Below are 15654 nucleotides of genomic sequence, written 5' to 3'. Positions count from 1 at the left end.
GGCCTGGCGGTGGGATACACATCGTAGCGCGGTTTACGCGGCGGTGGGCCCCAACTGGGCAAGCAGGTTTTCAATGCGCAGCATTTCCCCCAGCGACCACGCCTGAAATGGCGTGCCGGCGGGCGTATGCGGCGCGTCGCCGTCGGCGATTTCAGAAAGATGGTCGAGGCCGGTGTGATCGAGATGCGCGTACAAGGGGTCGAGAAAGCGCGCTTTGGCTTGTGCATGGGCATCCGGCTCGGCGCCGTGAACCCGCAACCACGCTTCGACGAACGGACCGAGCAGCCATGGCCAGACCGTCCCTTGATGATAGGCGCCATCGCGCTGCAGCGGCGTGCCGCCGTAGTGCCCGCAGTAGGCCGGATCGGACGGCGCGAGCGTTCTGAGGCCGAAGGGCGTGAGCAAGTCGGCTTCGACCTGATCGACTACCACGCGCGCCGCCGCGCCTTCAAGTAACGGAAACGGCAAACCGCCTACGGCGAAGATCTGGTTCGGGCGAATCGAGCGGTCCACGGCGCCTTTGACGAAGTCCACATCGACATTATCGACAAGCGCTTGCGTCGATGGATCGGTAAAGCGCTCATGAAACGCTTGCAAGGCTCGCTGCGCAGGCGGCTGCCACTGCGGGTTCCACATTGCTGCAATGCGCAATGCGTTGATCCAGAGCGCCTGCACTTCCACGGGTTTGCCGATACGTGGCGTGACCACCCAATCGCCGACCTTGGCGTCCATCCACGTGAGTTGAACGCCAGGAACACCGGCGCTCAGGAGACCGTCGTCGGTAGATGCCTTGATGTTGAAGCGCGTGCCGTTCGTGTAGCCCGTGAGGATGGTTTCGACTGCCTGCTGCAAGCGTGTTCGAGTGTCCGTCTTCGCGTGGTTCGTCGCGAGATAATCGTGGACGGCGACGACGAACCATAACGATGCATCGACGGAGTTGTATTCCGGCGTGTCGCCATAGTCGGGGAAACGATTCGGCAGCATGCCGGCGGACAATGTGCCTGACCATTCGAGCAGGATCGCTTCGGCTTCGTCGAGGCGGCCTGCCGCGATCAGCAAGCCGCGCATGGCGATGAACGTGTCGCGGCCCCAATCGGTGAACCACGGAAAGCCGGCGAGAATCGTGCGGCCTCCGCTGCGCGCGACGATGTAGGCATCCGCGGACCGCTGCAAACGCGAGCCGAGCAGGCTACGGCGCTGCTGTTCGATGCGCGCGAGTTCGGTTGCGTGGGCGGCGGCTGGCGGACTGCTTGCGGGTGCGGTTGCCGACACCGACGCCAACGATGGGATCGACGCACTGAGGATCATCACCGCTTCGCCATCAACGAGATTGAAACTGAACACGCCCGGTGTGGCGAGGTCTTCACTGAAATCGAGGCCACGCTCGCGCTCGCGAACGTAGCAGAAGTTCCGGTACCAATCGGGCGCGTGCGTGTAGACGCCGTTCGTCACCACGTTGATGACCGGCAGGTCGCCATAGGGCTGCCAACTCACGCAGGCCTGGTCGCCACTTGTCTGCGCGTTGAAGTTAAACGCGGGATTCTCGTGGTGCAGTGCGTGGTAATCCCGGCCGGAAAGCAAAGGCCGGACTTTCAGAGTGAACGTGCCTGCGGGTAACGCTGCGTCCAATCCTTCCAGCCGCCAGCGCAAAACCGTTTCGCGCGTCGCCTTGCTCACGAATACTTCGGCCGTCACCACGCTCTGCGGATCAAGCTGGAAGCGCCACGTGGGCCACGGCTGCGTATTGAACGCGAGAAGACTCGTCGTCAGATCGGGATAGATTACGTCCGGCACGTATCGCTGCATGCTCAACGGGTAACGCTTACCGTTCGCTTCGAGCCACGCTTCGACTCCGTTGACGAGCACCACGCGCCCGCCAGGCGCGCGCGTGGCCGTGAGCAGCAAAGCGTGATAGCGGCGCGTGCGCAGCGTGCCCACGGTTCCCGAGGCGAAGCCGCCGAAGCCGTCTGCTTCGAGCCATTCGTCTTCGAGACGCGTGATGTCGAAGGGTCTGTCGATGGTTGTCATGCGTGTACCGGAGTTATGCAAACCGCAATTCATTCGGTGTGCCTGGACTTCAGGCGCGTGGCGCTACTGTGACCATTCTCCTGCTTATCGCTTTCCATTTCCTTTCGTCTAACTGACGAATTTAATAAGCTTCGTTCACTCGCAAACGTTTCACAATTATTTCTCGAAAGGATTGGAGACTGCATCCGCCGCCACAACCTGGATGCAGACATGAGAACAGACACTCGCCTCGCCGGCGTCGTTCTGGTTGCGCTCGCAACTTGCGCGTTAAGCGGTTGTGGCGCCGACGACTCCGCTTCGGCTTCAACGTCTTCATCGCAAACCGCCGCGAATAGCGCTGCCGCGCAAAGTCCCACGACGGTCCCCGCAGCCGGCATGCCTAACGCATCGGCACCCCTCGCAGCCGGTCCAGCTGCCGCGTCCGACGTCATTACCCAGAACATGCAAGCCGGCCTTGCTGCCGACAGCCAGCAAGTCGCGCCCGTGATGCATTACGCACCCGGCGACAACGCCAATAGCAACTGAGCAGAATCCCCGGCGCGCGCGAGGCGCGCTATTCTTTCCCCACCCGCAGAAGGTGATATTCAATGACATCAAATAGCCGTCGCCGTTTCCTGCAGACCGTGGCTTCATCCGCCGGCGCTGCCGCCGCGTTGACCGCCCTGCCCGAGTCCATTCGCAATGCGCTAGCCGTGCCTGCGTTCTCGCGCACCGGCACGATCCGCGACGTCGAGCACATCGTCGTATTCATGCAGGAGAACCGTTCGTTCGACCACTACTTCGGCCATATGCGCGGCGTACGGGGTTACAACGACCGCTTCCCGATTCCGCTGCCGGGTGGCCAGCAACCCGTGTGGTACCAGCCGTCGAAGGAAAACGCGGCGCAACCGGTGCTGCCGTTCCATCTGAACACGACGACGACCAGCGCGCAATGTATTGGCGATCTCGACCACTCGTGGTACGCGACGCACTACGCGATCAACAACGGCGCGTTCAACCAGTGGCCGCAGTACAAGACCGACATGACGATGGGCTACTACCTGCGTAGCGACATTCCGTTCCACTACGCGCTGGCCGACGCCTTCACGGTGTGCGACGCTTATTTCTGTTCGCTGCCGGGACCGACGCACCCGAACCGCTCGTATCTGATGACCGGCATGGTGGACCCGACCGGCACGATGGGTGGCCCGCTGCTCGACAACAACGATTTCGTCGATGGCGACGGTCCGCCGAACTATCAGTTGCTCTCGTGGACGACGTATCCCGAGCGTCTGCAAGCTGCGGGAATTACGTGGCAGGTGTATCAACAGGGTTTGACCGGCGCCGATCCGTTGAACGGCAACTACGGCACGAACGTTTTGCAGAACTTCGCGAACTTCATCAACGCGCAGCCGGGTTCGCCGTTGTATGAGCGCGCGCAAACCGTGCGCACGATCGCGGACCTGAAGAACGACGTGCTCGCGGGTAATCTGCCGCAGGTGTCGTGGCTGTGCCCGCCCGCTGCGTACTCCGAGCACCCGAGCTATACACCGGCATATGGCGCGGAATACACGTCGCAGATTCTCGATGCATTGACGTCGAATCCTGAGGTGTGGAGCAAGACCGTGCTGTTCATCATGTACGACGAGAACGACGGTTTCTTCGATCACCTCGTGCCGCCGCAACCGGCGACCACGCCGGCTCAGGGTCAGTCGACGGTCAGCACCGAAGGCGAGATTCACAACGTGGTGAATCCCGCGCGCGGCGGCAGCTACACGGCGGACGGCCTGCCGTACGGCCTCGGCCCGCGCGTCCCGATGACGATCGTATCGCCGTGGAGCAAGGGCGGTTTTGTGTGCTCGCAGGTGTTCGATCACACGTCGGTGATTCGCTTCATCGAAACGCGCTTTGGCGTCTACGAGCCGAACATCACCGCATGGCGCCGTGCCGTGTGTGGCGACCTGACCACCGCGTTCGACTTCCGCACGCCGGACGCTTCCGTGCCGACGCTGCCGGACACGAGCAATTACCAGCAGATCGCCAACGAATGCTCGTCGCAGCCGAAGCCCACGGTACCCACCACGCCGGTCGCATTCGACCCGCAGGAAAGCGGCATCCGTTTCGCCCGTGCGTTGCCGTATGAGTTGCACGTGAACGGTCACGCGGACGTGAAGAAGAACACGTTTGAAATCGTGTTTGCCAATAGCGGCCGTCAAGGCGCGCATTTCTACGTGTACTCGACGAATCGCACGGATGGTCCGTGGCGCTATACCGTCGAAGCTGGCAAGTCGCTCAGCGAGAGCTTCGACCTGACGACGACGAACGGCGTGTACACGTTCGAGGTGTTTGGGCCGAACGGTTTTGTGCGCAAGTTTGCGGGTAACACGCAAACGGCGACGGCGCAGACGGCACAGGCAGCGGGTTGGCACGGCCACAACAAGCCTGCAGAGCCGGAAATCAAGGTGCAATACGACGTTGCGAACGGCAATGTGTTTATCAAGTTCAGCAACAAGGGCGGCGGCATTGCACGCCTGACGGTAACGGACAACGCGTATGGTGCGCGGACGCGTCCGGTGCTGGTGCCGGCGGAGGCGCATATCGAAGAGGGTTGGGTGCTGGCGTCGAGCCATCACTGGTACGACTTGACGGTGACGAGCAACGACGACGCGAGCTTCTCGCGTCGTGTGGCGGGGCACGTTGAGAATGGGCGGCCGAGTATTAGCGATCCGGCGGCCGTGGCGCCGGTGTTAGTGGTGAGTTAAGGGCGAGCGGGGGAAGTAGATAGGCCTCGATTGGGCGGTAGCTTGTGCGCCGCTCGATCGAGGTTTAAACATGCGATGTTGTTGTGCGTGAAGGACGTTGGGGATGTCTTAGGCCGATTGGCTAAAGTCAGATAGTTAGCTTAGCAAAGTGAATTTTAAGAGAAGAGCACACTTATAATTTCGCGGTCGTCAAAACAACAACGACCGGTCCGATGTGATGGCGTCGGCATAACATGCTGCGGCACCGGCAATCGTTTTCAGAAGTACCGCATCGGCGCGCGCAGCGCCGCCGGAAGTATGACTGCTGTGTCACTGACGCGAAGTGTGCGAGAGCACGGATTCCAGATGAGCCACTACCGTGGCTGTGCGGGGGACCCGCTTATGAGCTGGCGGTGTGAGCCGCGTTCTTTGCTTATCTTTCTTTGCGGCGGCAAAGAAAGTAAGTGCCGCCCCGCACAGGGGCAACACTAATACACCACGAACAAATCAAGGAAAGGCCAAGCTCATAAGCACACCGACAACGCCGTCGCCAAGAGCAAAAAACCCTCAAGCCCCCAACAAAACCCCAGTCCGAAAAGCCTTCTTCCCAGTCACCCGCCCTAACGGCGCCCCAGCCGTCACAAACCGAATCGCGCGCCGCATATAAAACACCCCTTCGGTGTTGCTACACAGCGTAGTCGTCTCATCAGTCAACGGATCGACGATATCAAACAAAGCCTGCCCGATACCAATGGTGTCCCCAATCTTCGCGCGATGAACAAGAATCCCGCTGACAGGCGCATAGAACTGCTCACTACCGGCAAGCGGCGTCGCAGGCGACAACAACTCAGGCAACGGCTTAACCACATCAAGCTTGATAGCCTTGCGCCAAGCAAGATAATCAACCAACGCGTCGGCATCCTCCTGAGCCGCTTCATAAGAAACATCCCGCTGCCCGCGGCACTCCACAGTCACAGCAATCACCCCATTAGGCACCGGCTTATCGACCGGCATTTCCTGCTGCAACGTCCACCACAACAAGCTATGCGTCTCATCAAACGACTCACCACCCGAGTTAGTCGCCAGCAACGAAGCCTGCGCCCCCAAATACCGTGACAAAGGCTCAAACTCAGGCCACGCGGCCTCACTGGTATAGAGATGCATCGCCGCTTCCAGGGAGCAATGCAAATCGATCACCACATCCGCATCGAAGGAGAGCTTCAGTAACGCCAATTGCAGCGACTCGAACTCCGTCAACGGCTTCTGCTCCGACAACTCAGCAGCGATCAACTCACGAACAATCCGCCGATTCTCCGCAGCATCCGAACCTAGCATCTCTTTAGCCCGCGCCACGAGCTTGGGAAACTGCATGAAGTGTCGATTGAAGTTCTTGCCACTCCCCAGATCGAAGCGCCCAAGAAACTGCCCGAGCACGTACTGCCCAAGCCCGACAGGATTCGCCACCGGCACCAGCACGATTTCCGCATTCAACGCGCCCTGCTTCTCCAGTTCAAGCAATCGACGCTTAAGCAAAACCGTCGTCAACATCGCAGGCGTTTCGTCAGCATGCAGCGACGACTGGATATAGATCTTCTGTCCGCTATCCGCGGGACCAAAATGAAACGACACCAGTTCGCGGTGCGTGCCGATAGCCGGCGAGAGAAGCGGAATCGATTGCCTGTTCATGAACGAAAGATTTGAAGACGAAGAATAGGAATAAAAAAATCAATTGCCGTACGGATCGAAGTCGAAGTACTTCTTTGCGATCTGCGCATACGTACCGTCCTTGCGCATCGAAGCAATCGCTTCGTTAATGGATGCCTGCACCGCGGTCTCATCCTTGCGTAAGCCGATACCCACGCCACGATCGCCCATCGAAAGCGGCTCGCCGACAAACGCAAACCCCTTACCCGCCGGCGTGCGCAAAAAACCGTAGTCCGCTTCGACGGAACCGAGCAACGCACCGTCGAGACGGCCGTTCTGCAAATCAGCGAACACCTCATCCTGACTCTTGTACGCGACTACATGCACGCCGAGCGGCGCCCAGTTCTTCAATGCGTATCCCTCGAACTGCGTCCCCGTCTGCACGCCGATCTGCTTGCCGGCCAACGCATTCGTCCCGCCTGCGAGCGCGGAACCCTGACGCGCGATCAGCCGCGATTTGAACTGGAACAGCTTCGACGAAAACAGAATCTGTTGCTCGCGCTTCTCCGTGATCGCCATCGACGAAAGGATCGCGTCGATCTTGCGCGCCTGCAGCGCGGGAATCATCCCCGAGAACTCGAGCTCGACCCACTGGCAATGCGCATGGATGCGCCGGCAGATTTCGTTGCCGAGATCGACGTCGAGACCTTTGAAGCTGCCGTCGGGCGCCTTGGCGTCCATCGGCGGATAGCTCGGATCGATGCCGAGACGCAACGTGGTGGGGTCGGCGGCAAACGCAGCGCTGCTGAAAGCCAGCGCAGCGCTCAAGATCATCAGCGGGATTTTCATGGGGACTGGTGTGAGTTGGGCTGTGAGTTGGGCGGATTAGTACAAGGTACGGGGTCATCCTATGCCGCCGCTGCGCCTTAAAGAAGCCCCGAAAGTAATATCATGATCACTTTTACCGATCATAGAGGCTCTTGATGGCGTTGACGATATCCCAGCTACGCGCGTTCACCGCCGTGGCCGAGCACGGCAGCATTCGCGCGGCGGCGCGGGCGCTCGGCATCGCCCAGAGCGGCATCACGCAGCAGTTGCAGCACCTTGAATCGATGCTGGGCGCGACCTTGTTCACTCGCACGAACCGCGGAATCGCACTGACCGCGCTCGGCCAGCGCCTGTTGCAGCGGGCCGGCGCGATTCTCGGCGAATGCGAGCGGGCCGAACAGGAAGTGCAGCAATTGCGCGGCGACTACGCAGGCGAGGTCACGTTCGGCATGACCACCGAGCCGCTCGTCGACGCCCTGGCCCCCGTGCTGACCGAATTCCGCGCGCGCTTCGAGCGAGTCGCGGTGCATTTGCGCACCGGCACGTCGCGAATGATGATTTCGCGGATTCGCGAAGGCACGCTCGATTTTGCCGTCGCGCTGGTGTCGAAACATACCGACACGGCCGATCTGTCCGTCACGGCGCTCTATCCTTCCGATCCCGTGATTGTCTGCCGTCGCGGTCATCCGAAAGCGGGGGCGACGTCGCTTGCGGAGCTCTCTGACTGCACGTGGGTGGCGACGCGCTCGCCCAATCTCACCAACGACCCACGAGTCAACCGCCTAACCCATCTGTTGGAAAGTCACGGCTTGTCACCGCCGAAAATCATCGCGACGGTAGAGGGTTTGTACGAAACGCTGCATCTGGTCGGCGCGACAGACTGCCTGTCGCTGGAGGCGTCGATCGTCGCGAAACGCGGGCCGTTTGCGAGCGTGCTCACCTCGATCAACGTGCGCGAGCGCGCAGTCGAACAGAACGTGTGCCTGCTGCAACGCGCGGCGATTCCCATGACGCCCGCCGCTCAGGAGCTCGCGACGATGATCGCGTCGTACACGCGCACGGTGCGGGCATGTTGAGTTGACGCCAGGTTCGTGCGGCGTGGTGCTGAGAGCGTTGACGAGCCGCACGCCGATCTCGCGCGGTACGGCTGGCATGCACCAAGCTCGCCGCAGCCCGCTGGCGCGAAGCCGCCAGGCTATCGACATGCTCAGCCCAGCGCTTCGAGCGCGATCAACTCCTCGATGGTCTGCCGACGCCGAATCAACCGCGGCTTGCCATTCTCCAGCAACACTTCAGCCGCCAGCGGCCGGCTATTGTAGTTCGATGACATCGACGCGCCGTACGCCCCTGCGTCGTGAAACACGATGAAGTCCCCCACTTCCGGCGTTTGCATTGCGCGGCTCGTGACTACGCTTCCGGCTTCCTGCGTGAACACATCGCCCGCTTCGCACAGCGGCCCGGCCACCGCGAAAGTGCCAGCCGGCGCTTCGCTCGGCAAGCCATTGGCTTTCACCACCGTCATCTCATGATGGCTGCCGTAAAACGACGGCCTCACCAGATCATTGAAACCCGCATCGACCAGGGCGAACTGCCGGTTCGGCCGCCGGTTCAGCGCGTGCACCTCGGCGACCAGCACACCGGCTTGCGCCACCAGAAAACGGCCTGGCTCGATTTCCAGCCGCACGTGATGCCCGAGATGCGCTTCGATCTGCTTGCGCGCCGCATCCCAAAGACGAAAGTAATGCTCGGCGTCGATCCGCGGTTCGCCTTCGCTGTATGGCACCGATAGACCGCCGCCAGCCGAAATCGCCTCGATATCGTGCCCCAGGCTTTGCACCGCTTCGACCATCGCATCGCACACGCGCGATAGATGCGTGTAGTCGACGCCGGAGCCGATATGCATGTGTAGCCCGACCAGCTTCAGGCCATAGCGCCGCACCATGGCTATCGCCAGCGGCACGTCATCGAGCCAGATGCCGTGCTTGCTATGTTCGCCGCCCGTGTTGGTCTTGTTGCTGTGTCCGTGGCCGAAACCGGGATTGATCCGCAGCCACACGCGGTGGCCTTCAGGCGCGTGCTGTCCAACCCGCTCAAGCATATCGAGCGACCCCGTGTTGACCGTAATGCGATGCTCGATCACGGTGGCGAGCGTCGCGTGATCGACGAGATCCGCCGTAAAAACCACGCCCTCGGGATCGCTATCCGGCGTGAAGCCCGCCGCGAGACTACGGGTGATTTCGCCTGAAGACACCGCATCGACCATCGCCCCTTCGTCTCTCATCAGCTTCAGGATATGCACGTTCGAACACGCCTTCTGCGCATAGCGGATCACGTCGAAACTGCGCAATTCGGCGATCCGTTGGCGGATCATGGCGGCGTCGTAGACCCAAAGGGGCGTGCCGTGCTGACGCGCGAGTTCAACAAGTTGTTGTGAATTGAAAGGGGTCACGGTGCTCGGCTCGTTATCTCGTTGGCATGGATATGAGCAACATGATGCTGAGAACCGGTCATTCAGTAAAATACCTATTCTTTGCGAACCCATTCATTTCTGATATAGATATCATGGCGCTCACTCATCGGCATATCGAAGTCTTCCGCGCGTTGATGACGGCCGGCAGTGTCACCAAGGCGGCCGAGATGCTCTTCACCTCGCAGCCCACGGTAAGCCGCGAACTCGCACGCATGGAACTCATCATCGGCTTTGCCCTGTTCGAACGCGTGCATGGACGGCTGCGTCCAACCATGTCCGCACTGACGCTGTTCGACGAAATCAAGCGCGCATATATCGGGCTCGAACGGGTGGCGTCCACGGCGGCAAGCCTGCGCGAATTTCAGGGCGGCCAGCTTTCCATCATCGCGTTGCCGGCGTTTTCGCACTCGATTCTGCCCGGCGCATCGAGACGTTTTCACGATGCACAGCCCGGCGTCAGCGTCTCGATCGCGACGCAGGAATCGCCGTTCCTCGAAGAATGGCTGACCGCGCAGCGCTACGACCTGGGCTTGACCGAACACGGCGCGCCGCCCGCTGGAACCCGCCTGACGCCCTTGCTCGAAGTGGACGAAGTCTGCGTGCTGCCTGATGGGCATCCCTTGCTTGCCAGGCGCGTGATCGAGTTGAAGGACTTCGCAAATCAGCCGTTCATCAGCCTGTCGTCGAACGATCCTTACCGCATTCAGATCGACGAAGCCTTCACGCAAGCGGGCGTCGCGCGCCGCCAGATGATCGAGACGCCCACCGCCGTCTCCGTGTGTAGTTTCGTGCGGCAAGGTCTCGGTGTGGCGATCGTCAATCCGCTCACCGCGCTCGATTTCGCAGGCCGCAATCTGCATATCCGGCCACTCGCGGTGTCGCTGCCGTTTCGCGTGAGCGTGGTTCATCCGGAGCATCGTCCGGGCCATCCGCTGGCGAGCGTCTTCGTCGAAGCGCTGCAAAGCGAAGCCGCTGCGCTACGACTCCAGTTGAAAACCCACAAAAAACGTAAGCAGCAGTAAGGGTGCTGTTCGACGATCAAGTAATCAATAAGGGTGATCGGCGACTTCGATGGCTGGGAAGCCACAACGGTCAGCGCGGATTTTCCGCAAGAGGCGGGTTAAGCTTAAAACTCGACCAGCGCAAAATCTTCCTTGCCCACGTCGCACAATGGGCAGCGCCAGTCGGCCGGGACATCTGCCCAGCAGGTGCCCGGCGCGATACCTTCTTCCGGCAAACCAGCGGCTTCGTCATAGATCCAGCCGCAGATCACGCAGACCCATTGCTTGAAGTCGTCCACGGATACGGTGCTTTCCACCGCCGCTTGCGTCGCCGCGGCCGCTTGCAACGCCGGTGTCTCGTCGAGACTCACCACCAACGGCGCGGCCGTCCCCACACTGCTTTCAGCGAGGCGTGCCTGCAGGCTTTCCAGCAACCGTTGCGCTTCAACCTGCGTCAAATCGATCCAGTACGGATCGCCGGCGCCATCGTTGAGCCGCTCAGGAGAAAACTGGATTTCTACGGCTACGCCCTTCTTGTACATGGCAAATCGGGATATCGATGAAGCCGGCGACAAGCGCCGGCATGGGGTCAGATGCTAGAAGCGAACGCTTCGTGGCGGGGGACTGGCTTAGACGAACTGGTTCAGCACGATCGCTGCGATCAGCCCGGCGGCGCCGATAATGCCCAGCAATTGCAGCAGCGTGAGGGATTTACGGGATGCGGTGGGGATGTGTTGCGTAGTCACGGAGTGTTCTTAAAAGTCGGAAAAACCGAAATGGTACACGGGTCGGAGGTCCGCGCATCTCGATTGGCGCAAACCTCGGTGTGTCAGATGCCATTATCGCTGCTCGACCGGCCCGGATTCCCTACCGGGTGGAGATGGATTAATTCCCCACCGGGCGCAAAGCCGGCCTACGAAAGCACCACGTCGCCAGCATGCTCGGACACCGCCCCTACAATCGCGGCGACGGCCTCCGCATTAAGCGTCAACGTGATATGCGCCACGCCCGGCACGATCGTGACCGGCACCACGCGCCCCGCTTCCTTAAAGACCCCGGCAAATGCCTCGGCGTTAAACGCTTCGTCGTTCGCGCCGACCAGCACTTCAATCGGCTGCCGCGTCGCCCGGATATCCGCGCGGTAATCCGCATGCGGACGAAAGTTCTGCATCAGGTTGTACGAGTATTGTGGCGTGAGCCTGGCCGCCGCCTCAGGCGACAACGCATAGGCCACGGTCGGCAGATGATTGAATAGCGTGATGTGCAGCTTGTTGAGGATCAGCAGCACGATCACGCGCGGCAACCCGACATTCACCCAGCCGCCGACGGAAGGCACCGTGGTCGGTGCGTCCTCGTGAATGAACGGCGCAAGCAGCACATAGCGGTCGAATGCCATTTGCCGCACATCGCCCGCGAATCGCAGCGCGAAGCCGCCGCCCGCCGAAAAACCGGCCAGCGTACGCGGACCAATCGGCTGAACCGCGTCGATAAAGTCGCTCAGATCGTCTTCAAGCTGGCCGATGTACGCGATCGTGCCTTTCTTGTCCGATTCGCCGTGCCCGCGCATGTCGGGCACGTAGACCTCATAACCGGCCGCGGCGAACGCCTTCGCCAGGGTATGCAGGCTCTCGCTACTTGCCGATGAGCCATGAATCAGCACCACGCTGCCTCGCGCCGGCGTTATCCCGCCAGCGTAGTGCCGGTAGGCGAGCTGCGTGTTATCGCGCGCGGTGTAGCGCTCAAGGAGAGGTAAATCGGAAGTATCGACCGACTTGAAAGGCTCATTGATCGACGCAAGTGTCGGCGGCTGTTTGGGGCCGCCCTTCACGAGCGCCACTGCCATGATGGCGAGGCCCACAAGGAACACGGCAACCGGCATCACTGCATGCAGTTCGGTACTCATCGAATGGACCCCTCAAGCGAATCGTTATGATTTTGGCTTTCCCGATCGATGAGCCCGCGCTTTATGCGTCTTGTTTTATCCGGCGCCGCTCATCGTCGCCGACGATTGTACGGTCATGCGCGGCGCCAAAAGACTCGAATATCAGGTATTCGACAATGGGTTGCCGTGACGCGAATCCCAGAAACGGATCACCGCGGTGTCACCCGTACCGGCCCCGACCACCTGATCGGGCGCGCCGCTCTCACGCAGCAAGTCGCGCAGTTCGTTGATGACCGGAAACACTTCGTGATTCCAGTCCGCGCCCTGCGCGTCGTGCGCGCGTTGCTCGGCTTCGACGATCTCGCGGTCTTCCTTGAAAATGCGTTCGGTGAACCACACGAGCAGCGGCCACGCGAGATTGAGCACGCCGGGAATACCCGGTTTGCGAATCGACAGCAGCCCGAACGTGCGGTTCGTGCGCTGCTCGCGATCGAGCGGCACGTAGACAATCCACAAATCCATCACCAGCGTCTGATCGGACGTGCGAATCTGCAGCGTCTGATACGGATACTCGGTGCGGATGGTCATTACATCCTTGTCGTTGTCACCACCGGTCTTGCGGCTCTGGCCGAACACGATCGCTTCGCCGATCGGCTGCTGGCCGGCCATGCGCGCAAACGTGTAATCGACTTCGACCCAGCCTTCGCCGCGCCGCCGCCCCAGCGAACGCGCGCGCATCTGCCCCATCTGCCGGCGATGCAGGAACTGATGGTTCATGTCCATCAGGTTCTCGTGCATGAACGAGTAGTGGCAATTCACCGGACGGCCGAAACGGCGCGTCTTGTACTTCTTGTCGGAGACCGAGCCGAACGCAGGTAGCGGCCGCTCGTCAGCCAAAGCGGCATTGCCGGGAAACACGAAAATCAGTCCTTCAACCTCGCGGCATGGATAAGAACGCACGCCATTCGGCAAACGTTCGCGGCCCAGATACGGCACGTCGATGCACTTGCCCGAGCAGTCGTAGGTCCAGCCGTGATAGCCGCAACGGATCGATTCACCGTCCACCACGCCCTGGTGCAACGGCACCTGGCGATGCGCGCAGCGATCTTCAAGCGCGAACACCTTGCCGGACTCCGTACGCGCCAGCACGATCGGCTCGCCCGCGAACGTCACACCATGCGTCTTGCCCCGCTTCACTTCATGCGACCACGCGAGCGGATACCAGTAGTCGGGATGAATGCCGACGCGGCGCAGATCTCGCACCGGGGCCTCATAGGTAGCCTGATTGGGCGCGCCTGCATTCCCGGCTGCTGGGGCGTAGGTTTGCGCGGCTGCCTGAGCAGCCGACGCATCGACCGGCGCATCGACGATGTCTTGTTCGAGCGGGGGAACAGCATGCATGTATGGAGCCTCCGTGCACGAGCGGATGGAAGGTCGCCGCCCTGCATTTCGCGGGCCGGCATCGTGGCACAGTCTACTAGAACCCGAAGCCACATGGTTCCATAGAAGGCCAGCACGCCCTGTTCCCGCCGCGTGGCCCATGGCCGCAGCGTGCCTGTCTGTCAGTCAGAGTGCGTCAAATAAGACGATTGGCTAGTGACTTTCGTCGTGCGCGATGAGACCGGAGCGGCGTTGTACGCCCCACGAGCGGCCGCCGCGCAGGAAATGCAGCCAGCCGAGTAGCGCGCCCACGTGCCGCACCAACTGGAACGTGAACGGCTCGGCGATCGCCGCGAGGACCGCCATCCGCAAACTGGAGCCTGTGCGCAGGCCGGTCCAGCGGCGGTACAGATGGATACACCAGAGATAAAACGCGAGATCGATCGCCGTTTTGATGCCGATCACGCTGAAAATCGACACGACGATCGCGCCATGCCCGCCGAACAGAAAACCGAGCAACAGCGCGAAGGCGGTCAGCCCGTAGATCGGCTGCATCGTATCGATGGCCTTGACCGGCAGCATCAGCATGCCCATCGTGCCGTAGCGTGGGTTGCCGGTCATGTCGCGATTCCAGTATTGCGTCTGCAGGAAGCCCGCAAACCAGCGGCGGCGCTGCCGCAGGAAACTGCCGAGGTTGCCCGGCGCATCGGTACGCGCGCGCGCATCGCCGACCACGCGTACGTCCCAGCCGAGATCATGGTCGACCGAATAGCGCCGCAGCCGATGAATCAGCTCATAGTCTTCGACCAGACACTGCGGATCGAAGCCACCCACATCGACCAGCGCGTCGCGCTTGAACGAGGCGAAGGCGCCCGAAATCAGCAGCAGACTGTCGGCGCGCATCCACGCAAAGCGGGCGATGAAGTTGCGCATGTACTCGTAGGTCTGGAACCACTGGAACACGCGGCCCGAAACCGATTTACCGCACACCGGCACCAGAATCCCGGCCGCCGCGACCAGCTGCGGCTCTCTCGCGAAGGCGGCGCGCATCGCATAGGTGGCGTCGTCCTCGAGCAGCGTGTCGGCGTCGACGGTCATGACGGTGTCAGTGGTCATGACCGTGATCGCGGCGTTCAACGCACGCGCCTTGCCGCCGTGCGGCACGCGCAGCCAGTACAAGTTGGGGTAAAGCGTACTCGGCGCGCTCAGCACGCCGTCGGCGGCGGCAGCCAGGCCGAAGCGTTCGGTGAGCAGCGTGTGGGTGGCGTCGGTGGAACCATCGTCGGCGATCACGATTTGTGCGGGGCCATGCGTCTGACGCAGCAACGCCGCGAGTGTGACCGGCAACACCGCCACCTCGTTATGCGAAGCGACGATCACCCCCATGCCCGGCAAGTCGCGCGGATCGACATCAGGCGAGAGCGGCGAGGTGGGTCGCATCAGCGGCAGCGTTTTCCACGTGACGAACGCGAGCAGCAACGTGTCGTACACGACGTACGCAATCCCCGTCGACCACGCCACCACCCCTTGCAGAAAAAACGCGCGCGCGAACAGCAGCAGCCACACCACCACCACGCTGAGATGAATCAGCGTACTCAGCGGCGTGGTGGGACGCGGCAGAATGCGCGGGGAGGCAAGGGCGAGCGCCTGTTCCAGAGTTTTCTTCAAAATGACTTCTGAGTCGTTGGTACGGTTATTAGG

At 61.3% G+C, this 15654-nt stretch carries 12 protein-coding genes; 4 read left to right on the top strand and 8 right to left on the bottom strand.

Features of this window, described 5'->3' with window-relative positions; all coding sequences use genetic code 11:
* Window positions 1-33 precede the first annotated feature (33 nt).
* On the bottom strand, window positions 34-2028 hold the full coding sequence (locus PQR67_RS04550; RefSeq protein WP_408455053.1) for an amylo-alpha-1,6-glucosidase: 1995 nt from the start codon (window positions 2026-2028) through the stop codon (window positions 34-36).
* A 210-nt stretch (window positions 2029-2238) separates the two neighbouring features.
* Here PQR67_RS04550 and PQR67_RS04545 point away from each other — a divergent pair, with 210 nt between their 5' ends.
* Complete coding sequence (locus tag PQR67_RS04545) at window positions 2239-2553, top strand: hypothetical protein (protein WP_408455050.1); 315 nt, start codon at window positions 2239-2241, stop codon at window positions 2551-2553.
* Window positions 2554-2615: 62 nt separating this feature from the next.
* Window positions 2616-4769 carry a phosphocholine-specific phospholipase C gene (locus PQR67_RS04540; protein WP_408455047.1) on the top strand — a complete coding sequence of 718 codons (2154 nt, stop codon included), beginning with the start codon at window positions 2616-2618 and terminating at the stop codon, window positions 4767-4769.
* Between the two features lie 546 nt (window positions 4770-5315).
* On the opposite strand, the gene PQR67_RS04535 is transcribed toward PQR67_RS04540, so the two are convergent.
* Both PQR67_RS04535 and PQR67_RS04530 read right to left on the bottom strand, forming a co-directional pair.
* On the bottom strand, window positions 5316-6434 hold the full coding sequence (locus tag PQR67_RS04535) for a succinylglutamate desuccinylase/aspartoacylase family protein (protein ID WP_408455044.1): 1119 nt from the start codon (window positions 6432-6434) through the stop codon (window positions 5316-5318).
* 39 nt (window positions 6435-6473) lie between these two features.
* Window positions 6474-7241 (bottom strand): transporter substrate-binding domain-containing protein, encoded by a 768-nt coding sequence (locus PQR67_RS04530; protein ID WP_408455041.1) that lies wholly within the window; start codon window positions 7239-7241, stop codon window positions 6474-6476.
* Between the two features lie 134 nt (window positions 7242-7375).
* Between PQR67_RS04530 and PQR67_RS04525 the strand changes: the two genes are divergently transcribed.
* Window positions 7376-8296 (top strand): LysR substrate-binding domain-containing protein, encoded by a 921-nt coding sequence (locus tag PQR67_RS04525; protein WP_408455038.1) that lies wholly within the window; start codon window positions 7376-7378, stop codon window positions 8294-8296.
* 131 nt (window positions 8297-8427) lie between these two features.
* Here the strand turns inward: PQR67_RS04525 and lysA are convergent, their stop codons facing one another.
* Complete coding sequence (lysA, locus tag PQR67_RS04520; RefSeq protein WP_408455035.1) at window positions 8428-9669, bottom strand: diaminopimelate decarboxylase; 1242 nt, start codon at window positions 9667-9669, stop codon at window positions 8428-8430.
* 113 nt (window positions 9670-9782) lie between these two features.
* Here lysA and PQR67_RS04515 point away from each other — a divergent pair, with 113 nt between their 5' ends.
* Window positions 9783-10712, top strand: coding sequence for a LysR family transcriptional regulator (locus PQR67_RS04515; RefSeq protein ID WP_408455032.1), 930 nt, complete (start codon window positions 9783-9785; stop codon window positions 10710-10712).
* Window positions 10713-10816: 104 nt separating this feature from the next.
* On the opposite strand, the gene PQR67_RS04510 is transcribed toward PQR67_RS04515, so the two are convergent.
* The 4 genes from PQR67_RS04510 to PQR67_RS04495 all read right to left on the bottom strand — a co-directional run bounded on the left by PQR67_RS04510 (window position 10817) and on the right by PQR67_RS04495 (window position 15621).
* Window positions 10817-11233: a rubredoxin gene (locus PQR67_RS04510; protein WP_408455028.1), complete on the bottom strand. Its 417-nt coding sequence runs from the start codon at window positions 11231-11233 to the stop codon at window positions 10817-10819.
* A 371-nt stretch (window positions 11234-11604) separates the two neighbouring features.
* Window positions 11605-12594 carry an alpha/beta hydrolase gene (locus PQR67_RS04505; RefSeq protein WP_408455025.1) on the bottom strand — a complete coding sequence of 330 codons (990 nt, stop codon included), beginning with the start codon at window positions 12592-12594 and terminating at the stop codon, window positions 11605-11607.
* Between the two features lie 141 nt (window positions 12595-12735).
* Window positions 12736-13974 (bottom strand): Rieske 2Fe-2S domain-containing protein, encoded by a 1239-nt coding sequence (locus tag PQR67_RS04500; protein WP_408455022.1) that lies wholly within the window; start codon window positions 13972-13974, stop codon window positions 12736-12738.
* Between the two features lie 192 nt (window positions 13975-14166).
* Complete coding sequence (locus PQR67_RS04495) at window positions 14167-15621, bottom strand: glycosyltransferase family 2 protein (protein WP_408455019.1); 1455 nt, start codon at window positions 15619-15621, stop codon at window positions 14167-14169.
* Window positions 15622-15654: the final 33 nt, after the last annotated feature.

The organism is Paraburkholderia fungorum (assembly GCF_046026025.1).
Lineage (GTDB): Bacteria > Pseudomonadota > Gammaproteobacteria > Burkholderiales > Burkholderiaceae > Paraburkholderia > Paraburkholderia fungorum_E.
Note: the sequence above shows the minus strand (reverse complement) of the source record. Positions and strands in the feature narration are given on the sequence as shown.

Coding starts and splice junctions, on each gene's coding strand:
- PQR67_RS04545 (WP_408455050.1), top strand. CDS start 2,239: ATGAGAACAGACACTCGCCTCGCCGGCGTCGTTCTGGTTGCGCTCGCA.
- PQR67_RS04540 (WP_408455047.1), top strand. CDS start 2,616: ATGACATCAAATAGCCGTCGCCGTTTCCTGCAGACCGTGGCTTCATCC.
- PQR67_RS04535 (WP_408455044.1), bottom strand. CDS start 6,434: ATGAACAGGCAATCGATTCCGCTTCTCTCGCCGGCTATCGGCACGCAC.
- PQR67_RS04530 (WP_408455041.1), bottom strand. CDS start 7,241: ATGAAAATCCCGCTGATGATCTTGAGCGCTGCGCTGGCTTTCAGCAGC.
- PQR67_RS04500 (WP_408455022.1), bottom strand. CDS start 13,974: ATGCATGCTGTTCCCCCGCTCGAACAAGACATCGTCGATGCGCCGGTC.
- PQR67_RS04550 (WP_408455053.1), bottom strand. CDS start 2,028: ATGACAACCATCGACAGACCCTTCGACATCACGCGTCTCGAAGACGAA.
- PQR67_RS04515 (WP_408455032.1), top strand. CDS start 9,783: ATGGCGCTCACTCATCGGCATATCGAAGTCTTCCGCGCGTTGATGACG.
- PQR67_RS04525 (WP_408455038.1), top strand. CDS start 7,376: ATGGCGTTGACGATATCCCAGCTACGCGCGTTCACCGCCGTGGCCGAG.
- PQR67_RS04505 (WP_408455025.1), bottom strand. CDS start 12,594: ATGAGTACCGAACTGCATGCAGTGATGCCGGTTGCCGTGTTCCTTGTG.
- PQR67_RS04510 (WP_408455028.1), bottom strand. CDS start 11,233: ATGTACAAGAAGGGCGTAGCCGTAGAAATCCAGTTTTCTCCTGAGCGG.